Origin of the sequence: Yersinia nurmii (assembly GCF_001112925.1) — a bacterium.
Classification (GTDB): Bacteria; Pseudomonadota; Gammaproteobacteria; order Enterobacterales; family Enterobacteriaceae; genus Yersinia; species Yersinia nurmii.
This window is the reverse complement of the sequence record NZ_CPYD01000012.1, coordinates 85,090-110,572: the sequence shown is the minus strand read 5'-3', so window position 1 is coordinate 110,572 and position 25,483 is coordinate 85,090. Positions and strand designations below refer to the sequence as shown.

Here is a 25,483-nt window from a genome sequence, read left to right as displayed (position 1 = left end):
TACCTTGCCAATAAAGCATTAAACGCTGCCCGTTAAAACGGGTAGTCGCGATACCCCATTTGCTCCGAGATATTACGCGCCGCCTGATGCAATGACTTTACATAATCGCTCTTATGTTCCTCGGAGAAACGCAGCGTCGGGAATGAAATGCTCAGACCCGCGATAGCAACGCCAAAACGGTCGAAAACCGGTACGGCGATACAACGCAACCCTTCTTCCTGTTCTTCGATATCTTCGCCAAAACCTTGTTCACGCACCTGATCCAGCACTGGCAATAGTGCCGCAGCGCTGTCCAGCGTGTGTTTGGTGCTACGGGTAAACTCGATATGAGACAAAATGTCTTCCACTTCGCCGCGATCACGCCACGCCAGCAGTACCTTACCAATAGCGGTACTGTGCAGCGGGTTACGGCGGCCAATTCGGGAATACATTCGCAGGTTATACATCGAATCGATTTTATGGATATAGACAATACTATCTTCATCCAAAGCGCCCAAGTGAATGGTTTCACGGGTCAGATTCGACAATTCTCGCATTTGAATATCTGCGCTGCGGATCAGATCGACGTTTTGCAGCGCTTTTGCGCCTAATTCAAACAGCTTAAGCGTCAGCGAATACTTTTCAGATTCCCCTTCCTGCGCTACATAGCCTAAAGACTTTAGGGTTTGCAGAAACCGGTAAACCGTACTTTTGGACATCATCACACGCTGCGAGAGTTCGGTAATACCGATTTCCCGTTCTTCACCCAGCGCTTGCAAAATACCGAAAACTTTCAGAACCGACGAAACTGAGTCGGGCTGTTTATCAAAATCAGTCGTAGCCATTGTGTCGTTACCCTACTCGTTTTTTTGTTTTAAAAAAAATAGAACAATGGTTTTATTATAAGAGGAAGCGGTGAGATTGCGCAATGATGCAATATAATTAATCTGATATCACCCTGAGAAATAGGGATTTGGCCTCCTTTTACGCCAGAGGCCAGAGCAAAGATGCTATAACCACACAGTTTCAGGCAAAGTCGCTAAATACAGTGCAGGCTTGCCGTCAACGTCTGAAGTAAACAGCACTTGTTTATTATCGGGTGTAAAGGAAGGATGCGGATGGGTCACCTGACGATCACCTTCAAATACCTTCCATGAGGTGTCATGACGCGCGACCTGATGCTGTTTGCCGGTTTTCATGTTGAATATGTACAGGAAAGGATCGTTATCAATCTTGTAGCCGCTATCGTCCTGCACATCTACCGGCGCATCAGAACCGTCGCCTACCATCAAAGAACCGTCATCATTGCTCATTAAATGGGAGCAGGCTGGCATTTTGGTCAACTGGCGATTTTCCAAGGTGAGCGGATCGGCGCTGCAAATATAACGGTCTGGGTTACCTTTCATATAAGAGACATAAACCAAAGCCGAGCCGTCCGGCACCCAAAATTCGTGGGTGCAACTCTCTCCCGGCGCATGGGTTTTCACTTTGCGCATATTCGTGCCGTCTTCATTGATCAGCCACATACGTGCATCGACCAAATCGTGCGGGCCTTCATGACAGAAAGCGACGGTAGCATCATCGAAAGGACGATAGATCGGATGGCCTAGCCATTGGTTTTCCTGAAGAATCACCGTTGATTGCCCAGTTCTCAGATCGACTTTCATTAAACGACAGCAAGGATGAGTAAAATAGAAATCGTGGAATTTCTTCCAATCGGTTAACGGTTGCCAGTCCTCCTTCTTGATTTCAATGCCAACCAACTTAGTACAATCTGAATTCGCCACCCAAGTGCCATACCCCATCCACTCGTCAGGCACCTGATAAACCACGGATTCTTCCAGCGTGTCTAAATCTACCCGCATCAGATTACGGCCATTTTTTACGTAATACAGCACGTCATCGTTCGGGGACAGAAAACCGCCAAAAGTATTATCGCCGCTGCCCTCGGTTAATTGAGTGGCTATCTGGGTAGTCAAATCCAGCAGATAATAGTTCCACGGCCCGTCAAAAGCGCCGCCAAATAACAGTTTACTGCCATCCTGACTGAAGCACTTTTGATAGAAATAGTTACGATGACAGGTCACTTCCGGAGGCGTTAAGCGAGTAATTTGAGCACCGGTAGAGGCATCCTGATAGGTGTGAAATGTCAGTGGAATGAGTTTACCTTTGGCCATCCGAGGAATCCTTAAAACGTAAGAGAATGAAAAATGTCAGCAGCGTCACCTGGTTAACATGAGATAAAGCCATTATAGGAACGACGTTTCATTTTTCCGTGATCATAGTTTTGTTTTTACCACTCACATTGATAATTTCTCGCTTTTATCTGTTTTATCATGATGATTTGGCCAGCTCAGCATCCTGCACACATTCGTTGACAATTAACGATGACAATTATCCAGGCGGCAAAGATGCAATCTGTCACCTTTGCCGTTAGCATTGTAATACTTAGCTATTTCATTACTTTTGCAGATAAAAATCCTATGACACCTTCTCAACCTGATGGGTTGCCGGTTCCCCAACGTTACGCCGCCATTTTAGTGATAGCGTTGGGCATTACTATTGCGGTACTGGATGGCACTATTGCAAATGTAGCGTTACCCACCATCGCACGCGATTTGAATGCCAGCCCGGCCGATTCTATTTGGATCGTCAATGCCTATCAGTTAGCCATCACCATTTCACTGCTTTCACTGGCATCCCTCGGGGATATCATAGGTTACCGGCGGGTTTATCAGGCTGGATTGCTTATTTTCAGCCTGACATCATTATTCTGCGCCCTGTCCGATTCCCTTTGGACTTTGACTTTCGCCCGGGTATTACAGGGGTTTGGTGCAGCAGCGCTGATGAGCGTCAATACGGCGCTGATTCGTATCATTTACCCGCGAGCCCAACTTGGGCGCGGTATCGGCATTAATTCCCTGATCGTGGCCTTTTCTGCCGCCGCTGGCCCAACCATCGCCGCCGCCGTACTATCGATAGCATCCTGGCAATGGCTGTTTGCCATCAATGTCCCGATTGGCCTGATCGCCTGGTTTCTGGGCATGAAATACTTACCCGCTAACGTAGCCAAGAGTAATGGTAATAAATTCGATATTGCCAGTTGCCTGATGAATGCCATGACCTTCGGCCTGCTGATTATCGCCATTAGCGGCTTTGCCCAAGGACAAAGCCCGACGCTGATTGCCGGTGAAATCGTCGCGCTATTACTGATTGGTTTTTTCTTCGTGCGTCGCCAGCTCAAGCAACCCTTCCCGTTATTACCCGTCGATCTGCTACGTATCCCGATTTTTGCTCTGTCCGTCGGCACCTCTATTTGTTCTTTTATTGCACAAATGCTGGCGATGGTGTCGCTGCCGTTCTTCCTGCAAAACGTGTTAGGTCGGGATGAAGTAGCGACCGGGCTGTTGCTCACCCCATGGCCGCTGGCAACGGTTGTGGCCGCACCGATTGCCGGTCGGTTAGTGGAACGCTATCAGGCGGGTCTGTTGGGCGGCATTGGACTGGCCGTTTTTGCCAGCGGACTCTTCCTGCTAGCAACACTTCCGACCAATCCGAGCGATTTGAATATTATCTGGCGCATGATGCTCTGTGGCATCGGCTTCGGTTTATTTCAGTCGCCGAATAACCACACGATCATTTCTGCCGCACCGCCCAACCGCAGCGGCGGCGCCAGCGGCATGTTAGGCACCTCACGTCTGCTAGGGCAGACCTCTGGGGCGGCGTTAGTGGCCTTAATGTTCCATCAGTTTGCGGATAATGCTACTTACGCTTCTTTGCTACTTGCCGGCGGTTTTGCCACGCTGGCGGCGATAGTTAGCCTGCTGCGCATTTCGCCTAAAACCCGCTAGCACATGACAAATTCGACAATACAATGGCACAAAAAAGCCCCGTTATTAACGAGGCTTTTTACTTTTCCACCACAAACGATTCTGACTTATTTCAGATATTCGCCAGTACGCAGCGCTTCAATACGCTTGTCCAACGGTGGGTGAGACATCAGCAATTCGCTGAAAGTCTTAGATTTACCGTTGATACAAAACGCCATCATGCTGCTTTCCTCCTGCGGCTCATAGCTGGTTTTCAGGCGTTGTAACGCCGCAATCATCTTCTCACGACCCACCAATTTGGCGGAGCCAGCGTCCGCATGGAACTCGCGGTGGCGAGAGAACCACATGGTGATAATGCTCGCCAGAATACCGAATACCAATTCCAGAACCATAGACACGGCGAAATACACCATTGGGTTACCAGAAGAACTGCCTTCGTTTTCCCGATCGCCAGACACAAAACCAGCGACAACCTGCGCAATCAAACGAGAAATAAAGATAACAAAGGTGTTCACCACGCCCTGAACCAGCGTCATTGTGACCATGTCACCATTCGCTACGTGACTGATTTCATGGGCAATAACCGCTTCCGCTTCATCGCGACTCATGTTTTGCAGCAAACCGGTACTCACTGCCACCAGCGAAGCATCACGGCGAGCGCCGGTTGCAAAGGCGTTAATATCCGGAGCCTGATAAATGGCAACCTGCGGCATTGCGATGCCAACCTGTTGAGACTGACGACGCACGGTATCCAGCAACCAACGTTCGGTTTCATTACGTGGCTGTTCAATCACTTCCCCACCAACGGAACGCAACGCCATCCATTTAGACAGCAGCAGTGAGACGAATGAACCACCAAAACCGAACAGAAGCGCCATAATCATCAGCCCCTGTACACTACTTGACTGAATTCCAGTCAGGCTTAGCACCAGCCCGAAGACCAACATCACCGCCAGGTTAGTGAGAAGGAACAGAGCTATACGCATCATAAATTTTTACTTCCTTATTTGTTTAGCCGTTTACCGAAATTCTTATTGAGATATCCTGATCCTATGGGCATCTAATAAATTTTCAAGGCTTGTTAAGCCGTAACTGATTAAATCAACATAACTTTACAAATTTGAACACATTTTATCACATTCTGTCGTATTCCTGCGCCGTTTTCCCCGTTATTCCCTCCGTGGCATCAGCCATTCCAATACTCCGTTACCGCGTTTTTTGCGATCACGACTCACTCGTAGCATAAAAAAATCCGGGGCCTCATAAGAGACCCCGGATAATTTTTGCATCACTGGCAGCTTATTTAGCGGCAGGTTGCTGTGCTTTTTCCAACTGGGCGAGATCCAAAGCGATATGAACGCTTTCATCCAGATAAGGATCCGGCTCTTGATAATCTTTAGGTAAATCATCTAAAGACTTCAGCGGCTTTTTACCTTCGCGTTTGAAACGTTCATTCAGGCGAGCCAAACGGGTGGCGTCGTCTTCCTGATTCTCTTTCTCACGCTGCGCATAGTTAAGGGAAACATTGTTGCGTTTCGCTTTTAACGCCTTAAAGCGCACGATATCTTCCTGAATGCTCTTAAATTCAGGATCGACAGCGATACGGGCTGCATGATCTTTCAATAACGCGGGTTCGAAAGGTTTCATATCCTCAACCTTGGTGTAGGTTGCGGCGTTGATACTATCCCACGGCAACGCGTTATCTTCGAAGCTTTCACCGGTTTCCGCCGGATCGACACCGGTTGGCATCACAATGTCTGGCACCACGCCTTTACGCTGGGTACTGCCACCGTCCACGCGATAGAATTTCTGAATGGTATACTGTACCGAACCCAATGCAGGCCAATCTGGACGCAGCATTTGATCGTAAATCCGGTTCAGAGAACGATATTGCTGCACCGTACCTTTACCGAAAGTCGGCTCACCGACAATCAGCGCACGTCCATAATCCTGCATCGCTGCCGCAAAGATTTCAGACGCCGAAGCGCTATAACGATCCACCAGCACGACTAACGGGCCTTTGTAATACACAATGCCGTCGGTATCGCTGTCTTCACGCACTTTGCCATTATTATCCCGCACCTGCACGACCGGGCCGCTAGGGATGAATAAGCCAGACAAAGAGACCGCTTCGGTCAAAGCGCCACCGCCGTTGCTGCGCAGATCGATAATGATACTGCTCACATTCTGCTTGGCCAGTTTTTGCAGCTGAACCTTCACGTCTTCGGTTAAACCGACATAGAAACCAGGAATGTCCAACACTCCAACTTTCTCTTTGCCAATGGTTTTAACCGACATTTTAACCGCTCGGTCTTCCAGACGGATGCGCTCGCGCGTCAGGGTGACGGTTTTCACTTTGGTTCCTTTGCCCGCAGGCAGGATTTCCAAACGCACTTTAGAGCCTTTCGGCCCTTTAATCAGCGCAACCACATCATCCAGACGCCAGCCAATCACATCGACCATAGGTTTACCGGTCTGACCAACGCCAACCACACGATCGCCGACGGTAATCGCTTTACTCTTGGCCGCTGGGCCACCGGGCACCATGGAGTTAATCAGGGTGTAATCATCATCCATTTGCAGTACCGCGCCAATTCCTTCCAGAGATAAACTCATCTCAGTATTGAATTGCTCGGTGTTGCGCGGAGACAAATAATTGGTATGTGGATCGATTTCATGAGCAAAAGCATTCATGATCAGTTGGAAAACGTCTTCGCTGTTGCTCTGCGTCAGGCGTTTAATGGCTGACTGGTAGCGCTTGGTCAACGTTTCTTTAATCTCTTTATCCGTTTTACCGGCTAATTTCAGATTAAGTTGATCGTATTTGACCTTGGCGTCCCACAGCTTATTCAGCTCAGCTTCGCTTGTCGGCCACGGTGCCTTGGCGCGGTCCAAATCGATGGTGTCATTGCCGGTAAAGTCCATCGGTCTTTCCAACACCGACAATGCGTATTGATAGCGCTCGAAACGACGTTTCTGCGCCAGGTTGAATAGCGCATAAGGCGTATCCAACTGACCGGATTTTAATTCATCATCCAGTGAATTCTTTTTATTGGCAAACTGTGCCACATCTGATGCCAGCAACAGGTTGTGACTGTAGTCCAACATGTTGAGATAGCGATCAAATATCTTGGCGGAAAACTGATCGTCCAGCGCGAACTGACGATAATGAGAGCGAGTGAAGCGCGATGTTACGCGCTCACTCACCGTCGAGTGCTGAGGCTCTTGACGCAGTTGAGGTAACTGATCGATACGATAAGTCGTCGTATCGCCAGCGTAACTCGCCCCCGCCAGTAACAAGCCTGCTAATGCTGTTAATCTGACAAATTTGTTCATGCCTAGGTTGGCCTCCGTATCAGAACTGCAAGTGTTCTGCGCGCACGATCATCGCCAGACCTGAAGATAGCTGCACCCGTACGCCATCTTTAGCGATTTCTAATACGGTTGCGTCCATCGCACTCTTGCCTGCTCTGACTTTGATTTCTTGACCAATTTGCAGTTTCGAGATATCTGTGACCGGCACAGGGCGTGGCTGGTTCTCTTCTGCCGCTGGGCGAGGAGCACGGGCCTGCTGTGGGCGATTTGGCTGACGAGGCTGACGAGCTTCCGGAGCAGCGCCTGCTTCACGACGTGGTGCAGGTTTTTTACCTGCCGGACGTGGGCGACGTGGCTCTGGGGTTTCACCCGCAGCAATGGCAGCTTCGCGTTTTTTAGCTTGTTGTTCAGCACGTTGTGCCTGAACACGGGCTTTCGCCTCTTCCAGCTGTTTGCGGGCATGTTCTACATGTTGCTCTTCCAGCACACCGCAAGGGTTGCCATCCAGATCAACACGTTCTGCTCCGACTTTGACCCCATAAAGATAACGCCAGCTTGAGGTGTATAGACGCAAGGCTGAACGCAATTGCGTTTTGCTTAAATTCTCTTCCCCCTGAACTCGCTCCACCAGATCCTGAAAAATGCCGATCTTTAATGGGCGTGCTTCGCCTTCGGCGGTGAAACAAAGCGGGAATCGCTCGGCCAAAAAGGCTATGACTTCTTTGCTACTGTTCAACTTAGGTTGATTTTCCATGAAATTTCCTGATTACAACGGGTTTGCCAACCAGCGCAGGCATGAACAGGCGTCATTATAATGACGCCTCCAGCAATTGCCACGTTATCCGTGTATCAACTTGCAGTCTGTGTGACATATTTCGCAACATCACAGTGTTCAAGATGGGCGCAAAGCCCCGCCACGACTGACGTCAGCCCTTTTTCGTCTTCTTCATCGAAACGATCATAAACTGTGCTGTCAATATCCAAAACCCCGATGACAACACCGTTTATCGCGATTGGCAGGACAATTTCGGCATTACTGGCGGCGTCACAGGCAATATGCCCAGGGAAAGCGTGGACATCGCCAACCCGCTGCACGCGATTTTGTGACACAGCCGTACCGCACACGCCTTTACCCACAGGAATACGCACACAGGCGATTTTCCCTTGGAAAGGCCCCAGCACCAGTTGATTGCCATCCATCAGATAGAAACCGGCCCAATTCAACCCGTCGAGGCGCTCATACAACAGCGCACTGACATTGGAAAGTGTAGCGATAAAATTATACTCACCAGAAATTAATGCACACATATCGCGTTTTAATTCCGCGTAGAATTCTTCTTTTTTCATGTCGTAACCATTAACAAACCTAAGAATAGCCAGAGGCAACCGGTGCTTAGCCTCTCTAAAGTAAGCATTAAATGTACATTGTCACAAGGCTAATCATCTTTAACTGAGCAAAAGAGTTCCCTACAATAGGGAATTGACTGATTTTCAGGGTTCACACAACGGGTTATGCTGTCACGTTCGGGAATAAAAACCGCGGTTCAACTCCGTCGCACACTATATTTGATTGACAGCATATTTCATGCACGGCGTAATTTGATGTACAGCTGACACTTTGATGTGCTGCGAATTTAATGTGCTCCAAATTTATACACCTCGACTTTCTATACCCTGGTTCGGCATTTACCCTTATTGGCAACGCTGACCCTTTTGGGCTTTTCATCACCGGCGGAGCCATCGATTAGATATTTATGAAGATAGAAGCGATTTACCGCCCTCTTTCCACCGCGCGAGAACAGCGCTGCTGCGAATGTGACGCTTTATTTACCCTGCCGCCAATGCAGGGTAATCAGGCCGCCTATTGCCCTCGCTGTTGTGCCAAGGTAGTCAGCGGCCGTGATTGGTCCCTGACTCGCCTAACCGCGATGGCCGTAGCAATGCTCCTGTTGATGCCCTTTGCCTTTAGCGAACCCTTAATCAGCATTCGTCTGCTCGGCACCCGTATCGATGCCAGCCTGTTGGAAGGTATCTGGCAGATGACCAAACAAGGCGATCCCTTAACCGCCAGCATGGTGGCTTTCTGTATTTTTGGCGCGCCGCTCACACTGACCCTTTCTATCCTTTATCTGCGTATTGGTAGCCGTATTGGCATGAATTTGCGGCCGGTGTTACTGATGCTAGAAAGATTAAAAGAATGGGTGATGTTGGACATCTATCTGATCGGTATGGCGGTTGCCTGTATCAAAGTCAAAGAATATGCCGACATTTCCCCAGGGCTTGGGCTTACGGCCTATCTGGCGCTAACCTTATTAAGCATTCTGACGCTAATTCACCTGAATCTGGAGCAACTTTGGGAACGCTTTTACCCACAGGAACAGCCGCCGGGGCCAAGGGAAACGCTGCGAGTTTGCCTCTCCTGCCACTATACCGGCCATCCTGACGCCAAGGGCCGCTGTCCGCGCTGCCACACGCCGCTGCGTCATCGCCGCCGTCACAGTCTGCAAAAAACCTGGGCCGCGCTGATTGCCTCTATGGTACTGCTATTGCCCGCTAACCTACTGCCAATCTCGATTGTTTACGCCAACGGCGTGCGCATGGAAGATACGATTTTCTCCGGCGTGGTTTCCCTGGCCTCCTCCGGCAATATGCCGATTGCCGCCGTGGTATTTATTGCCAGTGTATTAGTTCCTTTTACTAAAGTTATCGTACTGATTACCTTGCTGCTAAGTATTCATCTGAAAACTCAGCACAGTTTGAAGACCCGTATGCGTTTGATGCGTGTCATTACCTGGATTGGCCGCTGGTCAATGCTGGATTTGTTCGTTATTGCGTTAATGATGTCGCTGATCAACAGAGATCAGCTACTTTCATTCACTATGGGACCGGCTGCCTTTTACTTTGGGTCTGCGGTAATTTTGACTATTCTTGCCGTTGAATGGCTGGATAGCCGATTGATTTGGGATGCACATGCAACAGGAAACGCCGAATACGCCGACTGAGGCTCAGGTTAGGCACAAACGCCGAATTTCACCCTTCTGGCTGCTGCCTTTCATTGCTCTGCTGATTGCGGGCTGGCTGGTTTATACCAACTGGCAAGATCGCGGAGCTGAAGTCACAATCGATTTTCAATCTGCCGCCGGTATTGTCGCCGGTCGTACCCCTATTCGTTATCAAGGGGTTGAAGTCGGTACGGTGCAATCCATCAGTCTTAGCAAGGACTTACGTAGCATTGTCGTGACTGCCAGTATTAAAAACGATTTGGAAGACTCGTTGCGAGAAGGTACCCAATTCTGGCTGGTTACCCCTAAAGCCTCTCTGGCCGGGGTTTCTGGGCTAGACGCACTGGTGGGTGGTAACTATATCGGTATGATGCCGGGTAGCGGTAAACCGCAAACCCATTTCACCGCGTTAGATACTCAACCCAAATTCCGCCTGAATACCGGCGAGCTGATGATTCATTTGAACGCCAAAGATCTCGGCTCTCTCAATACCGGTTCTCTGGTGTATTACCGCAAAATTCCGGTAGGCAAAGTTTATGATTACAACATTGCACCGGATAACAATGGTGTAACTATTGATGTGTTGATTGATCGCCGCTTCGCTCATCTGGTGAAGAATGATAGCCGATTCTGGAATGTCTCTGGTTTTAAAGGCGATTTTAGCCTGAGCGGCGCGTCAGTCCAGATGGAGAGTCTGGCAGCCTTGGTCAACGGCGCAATTGCCTTTGATTCACCGCAGCAAAGCCAAGATGCTAAAACCGATCAACAGTTTCAGTTGTACCCCGATTTGGCCCACAGTAACCGCGGTGTGGCCATAACCTTGGATTTACCGAATGGTAATAATCTGGCTGAAGGCCGCACCCCGCTGATTTATCAGGGATTGCAGGTCGGTACTTTGACCAAGCTGGTATTGCAACCAGACAGTAAAGTCACTGGCGAACTGACCATCGATCCTTCTGTTGTTGATCTTATGCGTACCGGCACCCGTATCGAAATGAGCAGTCCACGCATCAGCTTGAATGATACCAAGCTAAGTGAGTTATTGACCGGTAATACGCTAGAACTGGTTCCCGGAGACGGTGAACCACAGCAGCACTTTATCGTGCTCGATAGCAATAAAAGCCTGTTACAGCAGCCGGATGTCCTGAGGTTAACCCTGACCGCGCCGCAAAGCTACGGCATTGATGTCGGGCAACCTATTGTGCTGCATGGCATTAAAATCGGGCAGGTTATTACCCGCACGCTGGATGATTCCGGTATCACCTTTACCGCCGCTATTGAGGCCAAATATCGTCATCTGGTGCATAAAGATAGCAAGTTCGTGGTTAACAGTCGTATCGACGTCAAAATCGGTATTGATGGCATCAATGTTCAGGGTGCCAGCGCACAGGAATGGTTTGACGGCGGTATTCAGCTGCTGGCCGGTGGTAAAGGCGAACCGAAAAGCCAATATCCGCTCTACAGCAATCGGGAAAAAGCGGAAGACGGTATTCTGGGTAACATGCCCGCGACGACCCTCACGCTGACGGCCAGCAGCTTGCCCGACGTGCAAACTGGCTCGGTGGTTCTGTACCGCAAGTTTCAAGTCGGCGAAATCGTTAATGTTCGTCCAAAAGCCAATGAGTTTGAGGTGGATGTTTATATCCAACCGGAATACCGCAACCTGTTGAGTAGTAAAAGTATCTTCTGGGCAGAGGGCGGAGCAAAAGTACAGTTAAACGGCAGCGGACTCACCGTGCAAGCTTCACCGTTGAACCGGGCACTTAAAGGTGCTATTAGCTTCGATAATCTCGACGGCGTCACCTTGGGCAAAGGCGTTAAACGCACCCTATATGCCACAGAAACCGCCGCACGCGCCGTAGGTAGCCAAATTACGCTACGCACTTACGATGCCAGCAAACTGGCGGCAGGTATGCCTATTCGTTATCTGGGAATCGATATTGGTCAGGTCGAATCGCTAAAATTGTCAGCCGAGCGCAACGAAGTTCTAGCCAAAGCGGTACTTTATCCAGAATACGTGGAGAGCTTCGCCCGCTTCGGCACCCGCTTCTCTATCGTTTCACCGGAAATTTCCGCCGCCGGCGTCAATAATCTGGACACCCTACTCCAGCCGTACATTAACGTGGAACCGGGCCGTGGGCAGGCATTGCGTAATTTCGAACTACAAACTGCCACCATTACTGATTCGCGCTATCTGGACGGTCTGAGCATCGTGCTGGATACCGCCGAAGCCGGTTCATTACAAATCGGCACGCCGGTCTTGTTCCGCGGAATGGAGGTCGGTACGGTCACCGGATTCAATCTTGGTGCGATGTCAGATCGAGTACAAGTTTCGCTACGAATCAGTAAGAAATACCAACAGCTCGTTCGGCAAAACAGCGTGTTCTGGCTGGCTTCCGGCTATAACCTGCAGTTTGGTCTGACCGGCGGCGTAGTGAAAAGCGGCACCTTCCAGCAATTTATTCGCGGCGGTATCGCCTTCGCAACGCCACCGACAACGCCATTAGCACCGAAAGCTTCGGTCAATCAGCATTTCTTACTGAATACTGAGGAACCTAAAGATTGGCGCAATTGGGGTACCGCGATTCCTCGCTTCTAGCTTCTAGCTTCTAGCTTCTAGCTTTTAGCTTTTAGCTTTTAGCTTTTAAATATGCTCGCCGGATAGGCCGTTAGTGGCCATCCGGCGTTTTTTTAAAAGAATCCGATAGCGTTAAAAAAGGAGAAGAGGAAACCAGAGGTAAACAGGATTAGAGTTAGACGCATTGATAATTAGATGAAAGCCCTGTGGTGTTATTGCCCATTCTAATTATGGTCTGACCATATTCCTCTGCATATTGACCGAGTATTATTTCGTCTTTTCTGTCTGGACGCTGCAACAATCAATTTCTTTTCGGCATAAAATCCTAACCATGTCTGCATAGGCATCCAGTCAAGCCCGATTCTTATAGAAGAATTCATGACCAATTATCTATATTAAAACCAGGCGAATACCTAAATTAGATGAGTACCTTTAGCCTAGGATTCCTTAATATTACCGATAAAACATCAAAAGGATTAACTTTGCATATAACAAAAAATGACAACGTCACCTATTATACGTAGCATGGACAGTATAATTTTTTACTTAGCATCATAAAAAATGAGTAAAAAGCAATGGCATACCAAGATCTGAACTCAGAGATGAACTGGCAGTCATTAATACCGGCATAGCCTATTCTATAATAATAAATTAGCCCATTGAGGCCTAAATATTTAGTTTTCCTGCCAAGTATGCTGATGAATTGAAACCTGACAAAATATTATTCTAAAAATTTACTAATGTTTCCATCTGGTTAATGTTTTATCATTGTAAAATAGTGAATTAATTCAACACAAGCGACTCAGATTACTCCTAATAAGCTGTATTCATTTCATAGCTGATATACAATCGGCAAGCCATAATATGGTGACAGTTTTTCTTACCCAAGGAAGTCGTGCTCAAACAGGAGTGACATCATGCCAGATGATGAAAATAAGAATGAGTCTTTAACGATGACTCTACGCCAACAAATAAATACGTTGCGCGATATTATCGAGAATAACTCAGACTGGATTTGGGAAATTGACGCTAACGGTTACTACACCTTTTCATCCTCTAAATGCCTTGAGTTCTTTGGCCGAGCGCCCCATGAAATTATCGGTAAATCATTGTGTGATTTTATGCCCAAGGATGAAGCACAGCGATTCATGGATATTTTTAGCAAAATCAGCGCCGAGCGTCGCCCTTTTTCTGGTTTAAAAAATCGTAATCTCCGCGTTGATGGTTCTGAAATCTTACTCGAAACCAGCGGAGTGCCGTTATTTGATGAGCACGGCGTATTTAAAGGTTATAGAGGTATAGATCGCGATCTGACGAATTTTCCTATCAACGCCCCTAAGCGTCTATTTGAATTAGAATCTATCTACTCCAACGCTCCCGCCGGATTATGTTTTATTGATACCACTCTGAGCTACGTCACCATTAACGATTATTTGGCGAATTTATTAGGTAAACACGCCAATGAGATTAACGGTCGAAAAGTGGCTGATATCATGCCGAGTATTGTTCCTATTCTGCGTCAGGCTCTACTGCGGGCTTATAATAACGAGAATATTCAGGACGCTGAATTTCAGATGCCAGGCGAGAAACACATTTTTTTTATTCGCATGAAAGCGGCAAGAGATACCCAAGGCCGGGTAACCGGATTATCCGTTGCCATGATAGATATCAGTTGCCTGAAACAAATGGAAGCCGCGCTGCGCAGCAGCAAAGAACATTACCGTAATATGGTGGAGCTGAACCCACAAATTCCATGGACAGCAGCACCCGACGGCCGTATTACCGATATCAGCAGCCGATTTGAAAAAATAACCGGTTTTACTCGCAAACAGGCCCTGGAAAATGAATGGGTCAGAACTATTCATACAGAGGATCGCCATATCGCGTTGGTCAGTTGGGAGCATTCGCTGCGCACCGGCGAATCTCTCGATATCGAGATCCGTTTTTGCCACGTTGAAAGGGGCTGGAACTGGATGCGAATTCGCGCTACGCCCAGCTTGGATACTGACGGTAAAGTTATTTGCTGGTATGGCACAGCGGAAGATGTTCATGAGCGTAAGCTGCTGGAGCTAAAACTGGTCAAAGCCAATCGTCGTCTGGAGATTCAAGCACGCACTGACTCATTAACCAAATTACCGAATAGACGGGAATTCAAGAAGGTTTTGTCTCACGAATTTCTACGTGCTAAGCGAACAGACACGCCACTGGCGTTATTGATGATCGATATTGATTATTTCAAAAACTTTAATGATCGCTACGGCCACGTTTCTGGTGATGCCTGCCTGAGATTGGTTGCCCGCGCCTTAAGAAAATCACTAAAACGCAGTACAGATATTGTCGCTCGCTATGGAGGAGAAGAATTTTCCGCGATTCTGCCCGATACCGACGAAGCGGGTGCAGCGTTGGTCGCTAAACATATTTTGGAATCCATTCGTATCATGGGTATTAAACATGCGGACAGCGAATTTCAGAAAGTGACCATCAGCATTGGTGCCAGTTGCTATCATCCATTAGTGCACTCATCCGAAGTTGATCAATCTCATCTGCTGTTAGCGGCGGATAAGGCGCTGTATTTCTCGAAAAATAATGGCCGCAACCAATATAACATCGAGAAATTGGCCAAATAAAAACCCGTATTTTTCTGCGTCCTGATTTGGCGCTTTTAATAACCTCGTCTATTCTCAATAATGCGACCCTATCTGGTCACACCTCCTACCACCATGATCTTCAGGAGTTTCAATGAGAAAATCAGTATTAAAAATAGGCAGTTTTGAGATTGATGATGCGCAAATATCCCCTCAACAGACCAAAGGGGAAAATACGCTTAGTATCCCCTGCAAATCAGATCCAGACCTTTGCGCGCAATTAGACGGTTGGGATGAGCACACCAGCGTTCCAGCGCTCTTAGATGGGAAACAAACGTTGTTGTATAAGAAACATTATGATCGGCATCAGGATGCCTGGGTAATGAGGATGACATAGTTGGCTAGCAAGAAAACCCGTCCGTCGATTAACACGAGATGACAGACGGCGGGTTTTCCCTCAATACCTTTAACTCTTATCGCGCAGTATTCATATCGAATCGTGAAATTATTCATTCCTGCCGAACAGTTGTGTATTCAGACTAAAATTAAAACGTCTCAATCACTTTAAATTTCATGCAAATCAACATCATATCCGGTGAGAACATATCATAAGCCTCAAAGAAACGCTGATGTTCTTTACGCCAATAGGTCAGAGTACGATCCCCTTCACCCTCGGCAAAAGCATGTGCTTCATCGACCTGATCGTAGGTTTTGAGATCCACTTCCGTCAGTTCAACGGCGCAGGCCGGCACATTTTTTCCATTCACTACCACAAATACGTCGCCCACCTGCGGTACGCCATCTTCATCTAAAGACGCACAAGTAGCCGTTTTTATGCCTTGCAATACCAACGTCAATAGCTCATCTGCGACGCTTTCGGTATCACCAAATGCCCAACGCTCAGCATTTTCATATTTTTGAGGAAGGCTAGTGGCCATGATTATCCTTATTTCGAATTCTATTTATGACATTATTGATACAACGCATATTACACTTTATCTCAAGCAATGCGCACAGAGTAAATCTGCTCATCAGCATAGTTTTTCGTTACTATACTGACGTGAATGAACCAGATAGATAAGAGGAAAAAGATGGTAACCAAAAAATTACATAAAAAGCACTGGAAAATGTTCCTAGTACTGTTATGCATTTGTCTGGCTCTGCTGCTGTTACGCTGGGCAGCGATGGCATTTGGTTAACGTTTTTGATCGCTGGGCAGAAATAAGCTGCCACATTTTAGACAAACCAACGCCTTATTTTTCTGCACTTTTTCTGTATCCTGCTGAGATGCCATACCGCATTCAGGGCAAGTGACTTTTGTTTGAGCCTTGCTGATCAGTCTTCTGAAGCTATCGATCAATGACATAATCTTACCTCGTGGTTGTCTATGTCATAAAGTTACGTGAACCGCGCCAAAGAAACTGTGCCAACGCCGTCATTGGTTAAAATTTGTGCTTTATAAGGCAGTTTAGAGATCGTGCCAGCTAGAGATGAGAAAACGGTGGTGAGTTACCGCTGTAACAGGAAGGTCTACTTTTCACCACGTGGCATGACAGGCATGCTCTACGCAGTGAAAAAATCAGAGAGGAGTTAAGTATCAGAGCAGGATCAGTGATTCCAAAGTTCCTGAATTAAACCTCTGACGCGAACCTTGGATGACCCAGCAACCAAGCTGATAACTCGCTTAGCACTCAACGCGGAAACTTCGGTATTCCATTCGTCAAATGAGTGATCGCTATAGCTATCATTGAATACTTTTTTGATCGAGGATTCAGCTTCTGACATCTCACTGAAACTCTTAGCATTTACTAAACACTGAGCAATAATTGAGACTTTTTTCATGATTTATCCTTGATTATCGGTCGCATAGTGTAGCACAATTACTGCCCTCTTGATCATATGCTGGTTAAATTGTTTTTAAATTAAACCAAGTGTCTGATAAATAGTCCAATTCACTCAAAATAATTCTCCGTCAAAACAATTTCTTCGTTAGAAATATCGCTAATACTCACCTCGCTGTCATTAATCTTTCACTTAGCGTTCATTTTTTGTTCACTTATCGCTCATATGATGTCACAGTCAGTATTCAGAGACGTTATCCATTCAGGATAATGGAGGTGCAACATGACCAACAATCTCTTTTTATACCTGCTGTTCATCATCTATGTGACGGCAGCAGCAATCGATAACTCAACCGTCTTCTTTTTACAATAAATCCGTCGGTCGACCGAAATCCTCGACCCCCGTGGATATCAGCAAGGTGCGTTAAAGCACTGACCCCCAAGCTGACTGCGGTAATAAATACACCGCCGCCTCCGCAGACTCCCCTGCACCAACAATATGCCCAATCCCCGCTGCCATCACAGCCAGTGTGACATCAAAAGCATTCAGGCTATCGCCATAACCCGCGGTCAAGTTAAACATAGAACCATCGGCCAGTAGATATAAGGTTTTCTCTCCAATCGCATAGGCAAAAACGTGCTGCATCGGCTCAGTGCACGGATACCGCTTTAAGAAAGCGGTATCAATCTCTTCTGCAACGTGACCCACGTTGAGAATAAATACCCCATCTTTAGCATCAGCCAAACGCACGCCGGAAAGCACATTTTTGGCACCGGTCGCGGTAGCAATCACGTCAGCTTCTTTTACAGCTTCAGCCAACTCAACAACCGGCCAGCCGTCATAACGTGCCTGTAAGGCTCTCGCAGGATCAATTTCTGCCACCGACACCTGACCACCATAAGCTTTAGCCGATGCCGCCACGCCCTGCCCAACCAGACCATAGCCGATCACCACAACTTTTTTCTCATGCAAAGTTAGATGCGTGGTTTGGAAGAAAGTATGCCAGGCCGTCAGCCCCACCATATGGCGGTTATGCAACCCCTCTTTCACCGGCAAATCATCCCAGTTATAAATCGGATAACGCGGAGCCAAACCTTGTAAACGGCTAATACCAGAGCCCGTGGCTTCCAGGCCGGCTTTAATGTTAGGGCCATCAGGAGACTGATGCAGCCGAGTTGTTAAATCAGCGCCCATTTCACATAAATGTGTCGGTTGCCATGCCAGCGCCCGATCGAACGAAGCGGACCATTCTTCCGCACTCATGTCTCGCCAGGCATGAGCTTGCGCACCTTGAGATACCAGATATTCCACCACGTCATTTTGTACCGTCGTCGGGTTACAGGTTGTCAGATAAACCCGAGCCCCCTTTCTCAATAAACCGGTCACCAGCGGTGCCATTTTCAAATCCAGGTGCATGTTACAAGCCAGACGCACCTGGCTGAGATCCGGTAATGCCGACACTGCGGCCAGCGTACGTGGCATATGGCGCTCAGCCCAAGCCAGCTCACCGCTGAAATTTTGGTACATGAACAACTCCTTTCAGCAACAATAAATCTGCCCGATCTCCCGTTATCCCGCCACAATCGGTCAGTGAAGTCATTTTATCTCGCTAGCCTGCTGCGCCGCGGCCTCGCTGAGCAGTACATCCATTTCGATCGCTCCCGGTGGCCGCAATGACCATTCAGGGCCACGCAGCGCCTCTGCATAGCCAGCCTGATAAAGTTTCTCCATTTTCACTGGATCAAAGATTTCGGCCCCATTGATATCCACATTTGATGGAATAGTGATCCAATGAAAATCAGCTTTCTCGGCTAGGGAGAACGCATAAATGCGGTATAAGTCCCCTACCACCGTAGCTTTACTCGAAGAATCCAAAGTACGCATGGCAATATTCCGAACCAATCGAGGTGTCGGTTCAGGACGTGGCCCGAGCTGGCCGTTGTGGATTATATAAATATCTTCTTTGCTATTCGTAATACCGGCTCTGGCGCGCACAACTTTGCCGCTGAATACGCCGCCGTTATAAAACACTCTGGCTCCGACACCGCCATCAACATGCATTTCGTCATAATGTTTACCCTTAGCCACCACGTCGAAAAAGACCGGTGCAAACGCCACCGGCACGGAGGAAGATGCCAGCATTATCTTGCGAAATAGTATTAATGATTCCTGCGTGCCTTTAGTGGCGAGCAGACCCATATTCCAGACAAAAAAGCGTTGAGAATCAAGATCCACTGTTCCGATATACAAACGACGTCCATGACGATATTCCACCGCTATTTCACGTAATAATTGCGCAGTAATATGGCCATCAATAAGCTGAGACAGTGGGCTGGTATCCGCTAAGGCCTCACGGAAGAAAAGACGGAATAATAAGTTATCGAGATGAAATATATCTCGCGTTGTCGTCGTGGTATAAAAATCGTGTAATGCCTGATCGTGATCGCTGCCTAAAAATGCAAAAGGCGCAATTAACGCGCCGGTCGATACGCCAGTCACCACTTTAAATACTGGCCGCTTACCGGTCTTACTCCAGCCATTTAAAAAACCTGCGCCAAATGCGCCGTTAGGCCCACCGCCAGATAGCGCTAAATGTGGATAGACTCGCTGACCGTCAGGCCGGAGAAATTGATCCGGTCGTTCATCCTTATAAGATTGCAATAAATCTGCTTCGAATATTGGACTGATATTACCAGCAGCAGCGCGAATATTTGGCATACCGGGAATGTCCGCTTCATCCATTAATTCGACCGGCAAAGGATTACGTGGTAATTGGCTACAGGCGCCCAGGAAAACGATCGCTAAAATTAAGCTAACAAAACGTGCCGTTATAACGCGATTGAACATTTTAATTTCCGCCTGACACGCTAGCCTACTTTATCTACCAATATACTACTTTTTTCACCATGACAGAAAAGTCGTTTAGCGTGTTATCCACTGTTCACGCGTTAAACGATACCAACAATGTTTACGTAATGGATGACCTACAGCAACGCTGGGGTGATCAAAATCGGGTTTCTGCCGTTCCATCCCTAAACGTTCCATCACGGCTTGAGAACGTAAATTAATTAACGCGGTAAAAGACACAATCTCTGGCAAAGCTAATTGTTCAAAACCCGCTTGCAATACTCTGGTAGCCGCCTCATGAGCTAATCCCTTTCCCCAGAAAGAAAAAGCCAGACGCCAGCCTATTTCGACACAAGGGGTAAAAGGTAATGTAGCCGTCGGAATATTCAACCCAACAGAACCGATAAATTGCCCGCTTTCTTTTAACTCAACCGCCCATAACCCCCATCCCCTTTCAGCAATAAACGCCTCACATCGGTCAGCCATCGCATCGCTTTCTGCTCGGCTTAAAGGCGCGGGGAAATATGCCATAACCTGAGGATCACGATTAAGCTGGGCATAGAATGATCTGTCCTCTTGGCACCACTGTCGTAGCCGCAGACGCTCGGTATCAAATTCAATCACTCTGACCACATGTTCTCTCATTTTTCGACCTTGATTCTCATCGCCATAAAATTGCAGGTACACTTTCAAAAAGCAAATCGCTGATTGTCAGACTGTTTGATAAAAACACCGATAAACAATGCGTTAATTGCTGCATAAAGCCAGATAGATTCGATTTACACTATGCTTCCTAGCCCTGTATCAAACTTAATAATCAACCTATTCGCCATGGAGACTCAATGAGCTACGCACTAGCCCTTAAGACTTTCTTTGATCATCCCGATTTTAAACACAAACTACGACTAATTAGTGATATGGATATCACCGGTTGGGAAAACTGGTTACAAATAGAACTGGCATTATTCTTATGCCACAATGAACATATTATAAGCTGGGGACGAGAGGTTCGTTTTGAAAACCCAGTGGGTCAGCGGATTGTGCCCGACTTCTTTTTAGTAAATCCGGACGACACCCTTTCATTAATCGAAGTTAAAATGAATAAAAATAAAGTAACTTGTCTGACGCAGGCAAACAACGATCGAGCAAAAATCAACCTGTTTGGCTCATCGGCTAGACTGATTTTGTCCGGTATTGGAGGAGATGCATTCATCTCTCGAACCGGATTAAAAAATAAAAATGTGCTCATTAAAGAATGTCTGTATATCACTGCCTACCAGGTTACCCAAGACGGTAACCCAACCTATAGGGTTCAGGTATCCTGAATAACTAGCATGAAAATGCAGCCTTAGATCTGAATGCAGGCGGCTACAGTTTAAATACTCGTCATCAAATAGTTGTAGCTGACAACGACGCAATTCATCCTTCAGTATTTCACTAATAGGTAGTGGTCTATTTTGACAGTTTTAACCACTGCTGAACTGAAGGGCGTTGCCATTGATAGGATACATAACGCTGTAAATTAGCCGGTACATCATCCCCATTCATCACTAAACGATTAAGCATCAAGGCTAAATCAGTATCGACAATAGACCATTCACCGAACAAGTTATCCCGTCCATCAGCCAGTAGCCAATTGGCAGCCCCGAATAGCTTATCCGCCGCGTTACTGGCAATAGTCGATAACGGCGGGCACTTCATCCCACTGAACAGTACTTCTGTGGGTCTCTCTAATCGTATGGATAATAAATCACTGCGTAACCACGCCTGAATCTCTCTGGCTTTAGCCCTTTGCTGCATCATGTTCGGGTATAAGGATTGATAAGCCGGGGCAGGAAAAGCCTCATCCAAATATTCAGTAATAGCCGACGACTCTGAAATCCGGAAGTCATCAATAATCAAAGTCGGCACTCGGCGAGTTAAAGAGAGCTTAGCGTAACTCTGCTGCATATTTTCATTATCGGAAAGATTGATTTTTTGTAGCTCAAAAGGAAGTTGTTTTTCGGTTAAGGCAACAAAAACAGACATCACGTACGGGCTAAAAAAATCAGCATCGGAATAAAGTGTAATCACAGGATTATCCATAGTCAGAAATCATCGGGAATACGGCTTACATAACCTATTCACCTTAGACGCTGTTCCGATCATTGCAACAATTCCTATCTCAAAACTTAGATTGACTCCCAACAGACTTTTCGACACGTGCAGAAATGGAAATCTGAGTTGTGCATATTTTAATCAGAAAAATACGAATGTACGTTTTCCTCCTGATTAAGGCTGGCGATCTAAAATTGGTGGGCGTAAAATCTTTGTTAATTATTTGCTATATCGCCATACGTTAACAAGGCTGTGGAATTACAATGTCATCTGCATGGATCGCTTTAAAAATGATCTACTGGGTTGGAATGACCCTCTCCACTATTATCACCCTTATGGCCAGCGTTGATCCCTCATGGAAAATCAGGGTTTTTACTGCACTTCTTATTGGTTTAACCTGGCCAATGAGCCTACCGGTAGTTTTGTTGTTTCTGCTATTTTGATTTACCTATTTTTATGTTTTCACCTCGCGATAAATATACCCAATCGCTTGTATTATTCTTAAATAAACCTGAGTATTATCACCTTATCTCGATGGTAAAATGGAATTCAGTCCAAAAAGGAAAAGCGTTATTTTCTAAAAAACCTTCAATTGGCTCGGGCTATTTTTATAGCGTCTCATTTTCCTCACCAAAATAATGTGGGACCTGCCAATCCCAAGCGGGATTCACATATTCTGCCCCGTCAACTACCTGCAACTCACCACAAAAAATATTTTTTCTTCAAAATAATGTTCAATGCGGAATTTTGTTCTTTTTTCCTTTCGGCAATAACCAGTAACTTGGTATTACCAATGCGTTAAATCAAGATGTCTATCTTCAAGCATTTTGTATTGCTCATCGTGGTTAGGCATAACCTCACTGAACGACAATAGCCCTAGTTTGAATTTAATAATGTTATTATCTACCAATTGATCTTCACTGCTGACAACCCCGCTTCGCGCTGAGGGATCCCCACGAATCAGCGCTAATAAACCAAAACCATATTTCGGTAGGTTTTGGCGAGGTGATTAAGAACAGTGCTCAGCACCGTTCAGACTGCTGACAAAATCCCGGTCTTTCGGTCAGGACTTTGTCAGCAGTCTGAGACTACGCATTAACGTAGTCTTTTCCTTGTTGAGGGTAAATAGAACAATCAGCCAATTATTCGATCAAGCGAATCCCAAACCCAATGATAGTTGTTCCAACCGCCTCATAAGTCGCAATCTGCCCATTTTGAGAAAAACCAACAAAGGGTGTTCCTTGACCAGAACTACCTAATACTGCATGGCCATATGGAGTTACAGCTAAAGCACTCTCTGGAACGCCAATTTCATTGAGAGGGGGGGTCGTTCTGGATTGTGCTACAGGGTAATTACCGCTATTCCAGTCTGTAGTATTCCATTGCCCATCACTGCTAAGCCATTGAATTGAGAAATTAAATACATAACCACCTTTGTTATTCACAGTAATCTTTTGAACCTGTCTCATAATATATTATTCCATTTACATCACTAAAAGATAAGGGCGTAAAAAATTAGCCCTTCACATACGTAAAAACCCAATCAAAATACACTTAAACCCTAGCACCAAATAAAAATACCGCAATAAAAAATATAAAATTACGAGTTAACTAGCGCATCGAGGAATAAATAAAAAATAATTACTTTCTAAGTGATATATTTTATTTTCAATTAAATTGATATTATTAATAACTATAATTATTTAAAATCCAATTAAAGATTAAATATTCGCCAGCAATTATTAAAATAAAAAACGTGCTAATGGCTAGTTTCGGCATTTGTCTTTTTTACAGTTCGGCGCTATGACAGGGGTACTGATGCAATGCATCTCGCGAATACCCCTGTCGTATCGCCGAAAAGCAAAAATTCCGCCGTGGCGCTGAGGGATCTCCATAAATCAGCGCTAATAAATCAAAACCATATTTCGGTAGGTTTTGGCGAGGTGGTTAAGAACGGTGCTTAGCACCGTTCGCCTCAAATTTAGCGGGGAGTGTCGTAAGATATTCTCCGCTAATGTCAAATACGAGATAACCGGCTCGTCAGCATCGAAATAATGTTTTTAAAATCAATCGAATATCACGATGAAGTGATTCATGACCCAGCAGACGATCAACGCGTTTGATTTTATTTTTGACCTGAGCTGCTCCGGGTAAATAACGCCCGATACTGGTCAGTGTCAGTGAAGCACCATTGATTAGCGCGACGGTGGCATCCAGCAGGGCATTTTGTCGGTATTTGTGAAAGGGTGCTAAAGCATTATGGAAGAAATTCTGACATACTTGCCGAGCAAGCATAGATGTTATCTCATTGAATTTATTGAACAATAAGTAGATAATAAAACTCTATGCCTGTCTTTTTTTACCCGCCCATTCCTGGGAGGTTCTCAGCGTTTCGCGGCCTTATATCACTCAAATATAAAAATACGACACTTACTGCGATACGATGAATTTCTTACTTTTTTCTTTCCAAGACAGAAAGAGTAAAGCTACTCATATCACATTCTTTTCAAAGAGAATGAAAATTTTAAACGCCAAAAAAACCTTCAAGAACGGAGTTAATAAACAAATTATAAATAGTACAGGTATGTAAACAACAGAGTATGAAATCAATTCTTTTTCACTCATTGCACTTACAAATATAAAACAAACCCCAACCAACATTACCGCGCCAATATATAGACTTATATAGTTTGAAATATGATGCAGACCCAACAATTGTTGCATCGAGAATTCATGATATGTGTAAGCACGTCGAAGATGATGGTTAATGGACGACGTACTATGTGACCCCAACGTGTCTCCGTGATGTCAGAATGGGGAATGAAACGCGATATATTAAGCCCCGTAGATAGGCGGCTAATAGAGCCTATCTACGGGGCTTGGAAGAAATAGAAACTGTAACGGTCAACTAAAACTGGATACGGGTTTAGGCACATTGCTGTAGTCGGCGTTCATATTCATCTAGCGATATATTTCCCAGCCGATAATACCGCCTTTTCAGATGATAAAAACTGTCGATATAATCGATAACATCAGCGATACCCTGACTTCGGGTTTCATAACGACGATGGTTAACCCTTTCAGCTTTCAGGCTGCGGAAAAACCTTTCCGAAACAGCATTATCCAAGCCGTTACCTTTTCGGCTCATGCTACCTGTAACATCCAGTTCCTGCTGGCAAGACGGGAACTGTGCGCTGATATATTGCGCCCTTTGATCGCTATGGAACACCACAGCCCCTGTGGGCCGTCGTTTATTGACCGCCAGCCTTAATGCGACAGAACCCAGAAAATTGATATGGAACTATGATATAAAAATTGAACGTCTTATAAAATGCTCTCAAGCTTTAAATAAGTAATTAACTACTGTTAATTTCCCGCAAATACCTTTATTAATTAATGGAACCGAGT

At 46.3% G+C, this 25,483-nt stretch carries 23 protein-coding genes and 1 pseudogene; 8 read left to right on the top strand and 16 right to left on the bottom strand.

Features of this window, described 5'->3' with window-relative positions; genetic code table 11:
* Positions 1–32: 32 nt before the first annotated feature.
* The gene (gene kdgR, locus AD970_RS14750) at positions 33–824 is read right to left on the bottom strand and encodes a DNA-binding transcriptional regulator KdgR (protein ID WP_049600600.1); all 792 of its coding nucleotides are present in this window, start codon (positions 822–824) and stop codon (positions 33–35) included.
* 165 nt (positions 825–989) lie between these two features.
* A complete protein-coding gene (locus AD970_RS14745; RefSeq protein WP_049600598.1) occupies positions 990–2,156 on the bottom strand; it encodes an oligogalacturonate lyase family protein in 1,167 nt (388 codons plus the stop codon).
* Positions 2,157–2,462: 306 nt separating this feature from the next.
* Between AD970_RS14745 and AD970_RS14740 the strand changes: the two genes are divergently transcribed.
* Positions 2,463–3,830, top strand: coding sequence for an MFS transporter (locus AD970_RS14740; RefSeq protein WP_049600699.1), 1,368 nt, complete (start codon positions 2,463–2,465; stop codon positions 3,828–3,830).
* Positions 3,831–3,916: 86 nt separating this feature from the next.
* On the opposite strand, the gene htpX is transcribed toward AD970_RS14740, so the two are convergent.
* The 4 genes from htpX to AD970_RS14720 form a co-directional block, all read right to left on the bottom strand.
* Positions 3,917–4,798 (bottom strand): protease HtpX, encoded by an 882-nt coding sequence (gene htpX, locus AD970_RS14735; protein WP_049600595.1) that lies wholly within the window; start codon positions 4,796–4,798, stop codon positions 3,917–3,919.
* A 310-nt stretch (positions 4,799–5,108) separates the two neighbouring features.
* Positions 5,109–7,145, bottom strand: a complete 2,037-nt coding sequence (gene prc / locus AD970_RS14730; RefSeq protein ID WP_049600592.1) for a carboxy terminal-processing peptidase — start codon at positions 7,143–7,145, stop codon at positions 5,109–5,111.
* A gap of 19 nt (positions 7,146–7,164) precedes the next feature.
* The gene (gene proQ / locus AD970_RS14725; protein WP_049600591.1) at positions 7,165–7,878 is read right to left on the bottom strand and encodes an RNA chaperone ProQ; all 714 of its coding nucleotides are present in this window, start codon (positions 7,876–7,878) and stop codon (positions 7,165–7,167) included.
* A gap of 95 nt (positions 7,879–7,973) precedes the next feature.
* Positions 7,974–8,471, bottom strand: coding sequence for a GAF domain-containing protein (locus AD970_RS14720; RefSeq protein ID WP_049600588.1), 498 nt, complete (start codon positions 8,469–8,471; stop codon positions 7,974–7,976).
* Between the two features lie 407 nt (positions 8,472–8,878).
* Between AD970_RS14720 and yebS the strand changes: the two genes are divergently transcribed.
* The 4 genes from yebS (at position 8,879) to AD970_RS14700 (ending at position 15,686) form a co-directional block, all read left to right on the top strand.
* The gene (gene yebS / locus AD970_RS14715; protein WP_049600586.1) at positions 8,879–10,126 is read left to right on the top strand and encodes a membrane integrity lipid transport subunit YebS; all 1,248 of its coding nucleotides are present in this window, start codon (positions 8,879–8,881) and stop codon (positions 10,124–10,126) included.
* Positions 10,095–12,725, top strand: coding sequence for a PqiB family protein (locus tag AD970_RS14710; RefSeq protein ID WP_049600584.1), 2,631 nt, complete (start codon positions 10,095–10,097; stop codon positions 12,723–12,725). Before yebS ends, AD970_RS14710 begins: the two co-directional genes overlap by 32 nt.
* Positions 12,726–13,621: 896 nt before the next feature.
* Positions 13,622–15,331, top strand: coding sequence for a sensor domain-containing diguanylate cyclase (locus tag AD970_RS14705; RefSeq protein ID WP_049600581.1), 1,710 nt, complete (start codon positions 13,622–13,624; stop codon positions 15,329–15,331).
* Positions 15,332–15,443: 112 nt separating this feature from the next.
* Positions 15,444–15,686: a DUF1480 family protein gene (locus AD970_RS14700; RefSeq protein ID WP_049600579.1), complete on the top strand. Its 243-nt coding sequence runs from the start codon at positions 15,444–15,446 to the stop codon at positions 15,684–15,686.
* A gap of 148 nt (positions 15,687–15,834) precedes the next feature.
* Here AD970_RS14700 and AD970_RS14695 read toward each other — a convergent pair whose 3' ends face one another.
* Entirely contained in the window at positions 15,835–16,227 is a 393-nt protein-coding gene (locus AD970_RS14695; RefSeq protein WP_049600576.1) for an ASCH domain-containing protein, read from the bottom strand.
* Between the two features lie 153 nt (positions 16,228–16,380).
* Between AD970_RS14695 and yniD the strand changes: the two genes are divergently transcribed.
* Positions 16,381–16,488, top strand: a complete 108-nt coding sequence (gene yniD / locus AD970_RS20200; protein WP_235786943.1) for a small membrane protein YniD — start codon at positions 16,381–16,383, stop codon at positions 16,486–16,488.
* Here yniD and AD970_RS19920 read toward each other — a convergent pair.
* From AD970_RS19920 to AD970_RS14675, 5 genes are all read right to left on the bottom strand, one after another.
* Positions 16,485–16,655 (bottom strand): YnfU family zinc-binding protein, encoded by a 171-nt coding sequence (locus AD970_RS19920; RefSeq protein WP_167337481.1) that lies wholly within the window; start codon positions 16,653–16,655, stop codon positions 16,485–16,487. The two genes, yniD and AD970_RS19920, sit on opposite strands and share 4 nt — an antisense overlap.
* Before the next feature lie 242 nt (positions 16,656–16,897).
* Positions 16,898–17,131, bottom strand: coding sequence for a hypothetical protein (locus AD970_RS14690; protein WP_049600573.1), 234 nt, complete (start codon positions 17,129–17,131; stop codon positions 16,898–16,900).
* Positions 17,132–17,554: 423 nt separating this feature from the next.
* The gene (locus tag AD970_RS14685) at positions 17,555–18,658 is read right to left on the bottom strand and encodes an adenosylhomocysteinase (RefSeq protein WP_049600570.1); all 1,104 of its coding nucleotides are present in this window, start codon (positions 18,656–18,658) and stop codon (positions 17,555–17,557) included.
* A gap of 69 nt (positions 18,659–18,727) precedes the next feature.
* Positions 18,728–19,978, bottom strand: coding sequence for a patatin-like phospholipase family protein (locus AD970_RS14680; protein ID WP_049600568.1), 1,251 nt, complete (start codon positions 19,976–19,978; stop codon positions 18,728–18,730).
* A gap of 75 nt (positions 19,979–20,053) precedes the next feature.
* Positions 20,054–20,623: a GNAT family N-acetyltransferase gene (locus AD970_RS14675; RefSeq protein ID WP_157045542.1), complete on the bottom strand. Its 570-nt coding sequence runs from the start codon at positions 20,621–20,623 to the stop codon at positions 20,054–20,056.
* 197 nt (positions 20,624–20,820) lie between these two features.
* Between AD970_RS14675 and AD970_RS14670 the strand changes: the two genes are divergently transcribed.
* A complete protein-coding gene (locus tag AD970_RS14670) occupies positions 20,821–21,303 on the top strand; it encodes a hypothetical protein (protein WP_049600566.1) in 483 nt (160 codons plus the stop codon).
* Between the two features lie 127 nt (positions 21,304–21,430).
* Here the strand turns inward: AD970_RS14670 and yfcF are convergent, their stop codons facing one another.
* Positions 21,431–22,063 (bottom strand): glutathione transferase, encoded by a 633-nt coding sequence (gene yfcF, locus AD970_RS14665; protein ID WP_049600564.1) that lies wholly within the window; start codon positions 22,061–22,063, stop codon positions 21,431–21,433.
* A 275-nt stretch (positions 22,064–22,338) separates the two neighbouring features.
* On the opposite strand from yfcF, the gene AD970_RS14660 reads away from it, so the two are divergent.
* Positions 22,339–22,518 (top strand): GhoT/OrtT family toxin, encoded by a 180-nt coding sequence (locus AD970_RS14660; protein ID WP_049600563.1) that lies wholly within the window; start codon positions 22,339–22,341, stop codon positions 22,516–22,518.
* A gap of 699 nt (positions 22,519–23,217) precedes the next feature.
* On the opposite strand, the gene AD970_RS14655 is transcribed toward AD970_RS14660, so the two are convergent.
* The 3 genes and pseudogenes from AD970_RS14655 to AD970_RS14640 all read right to left on the bottom strand — a co-directional run bounded on the left by AD970_RS14655 (position 23,218) and on the right by AD970_RS14640 (position 25,304).
* Positions 23,218–23,544: a hypothetical protein gene (locus tag AD970_RS14655; RefSeq protein WP_049600560.1), complete on the bottom strand. Its 327-nt coding sequence runs from the start codon at positions 23,542–23,544 to the stop codon at positions 23,218–23,220.
* A 557-nt stretch (positions 23,545–24,101) separates the two neighbouring features.
* Positions 24,102–24,370: pseudogene (locus tag AD970_RS14650) on the bottom strand (IS4 family transposase); the annotation flags it as partial.
* Positions 24,371–25,001: 631 nt separating this feature from the next.
* Entirely contained in the window at positions 25,002–25,304 is a 303-nt protein-coding gene (locus tag AD970_RS14640; RefSeq protein WP_235786942.1) for an IS3 family transposase, read from the bottom strand.
* Between the last annotated feature and the right edge of the window lie 179 nt (positions 25,305–25,483).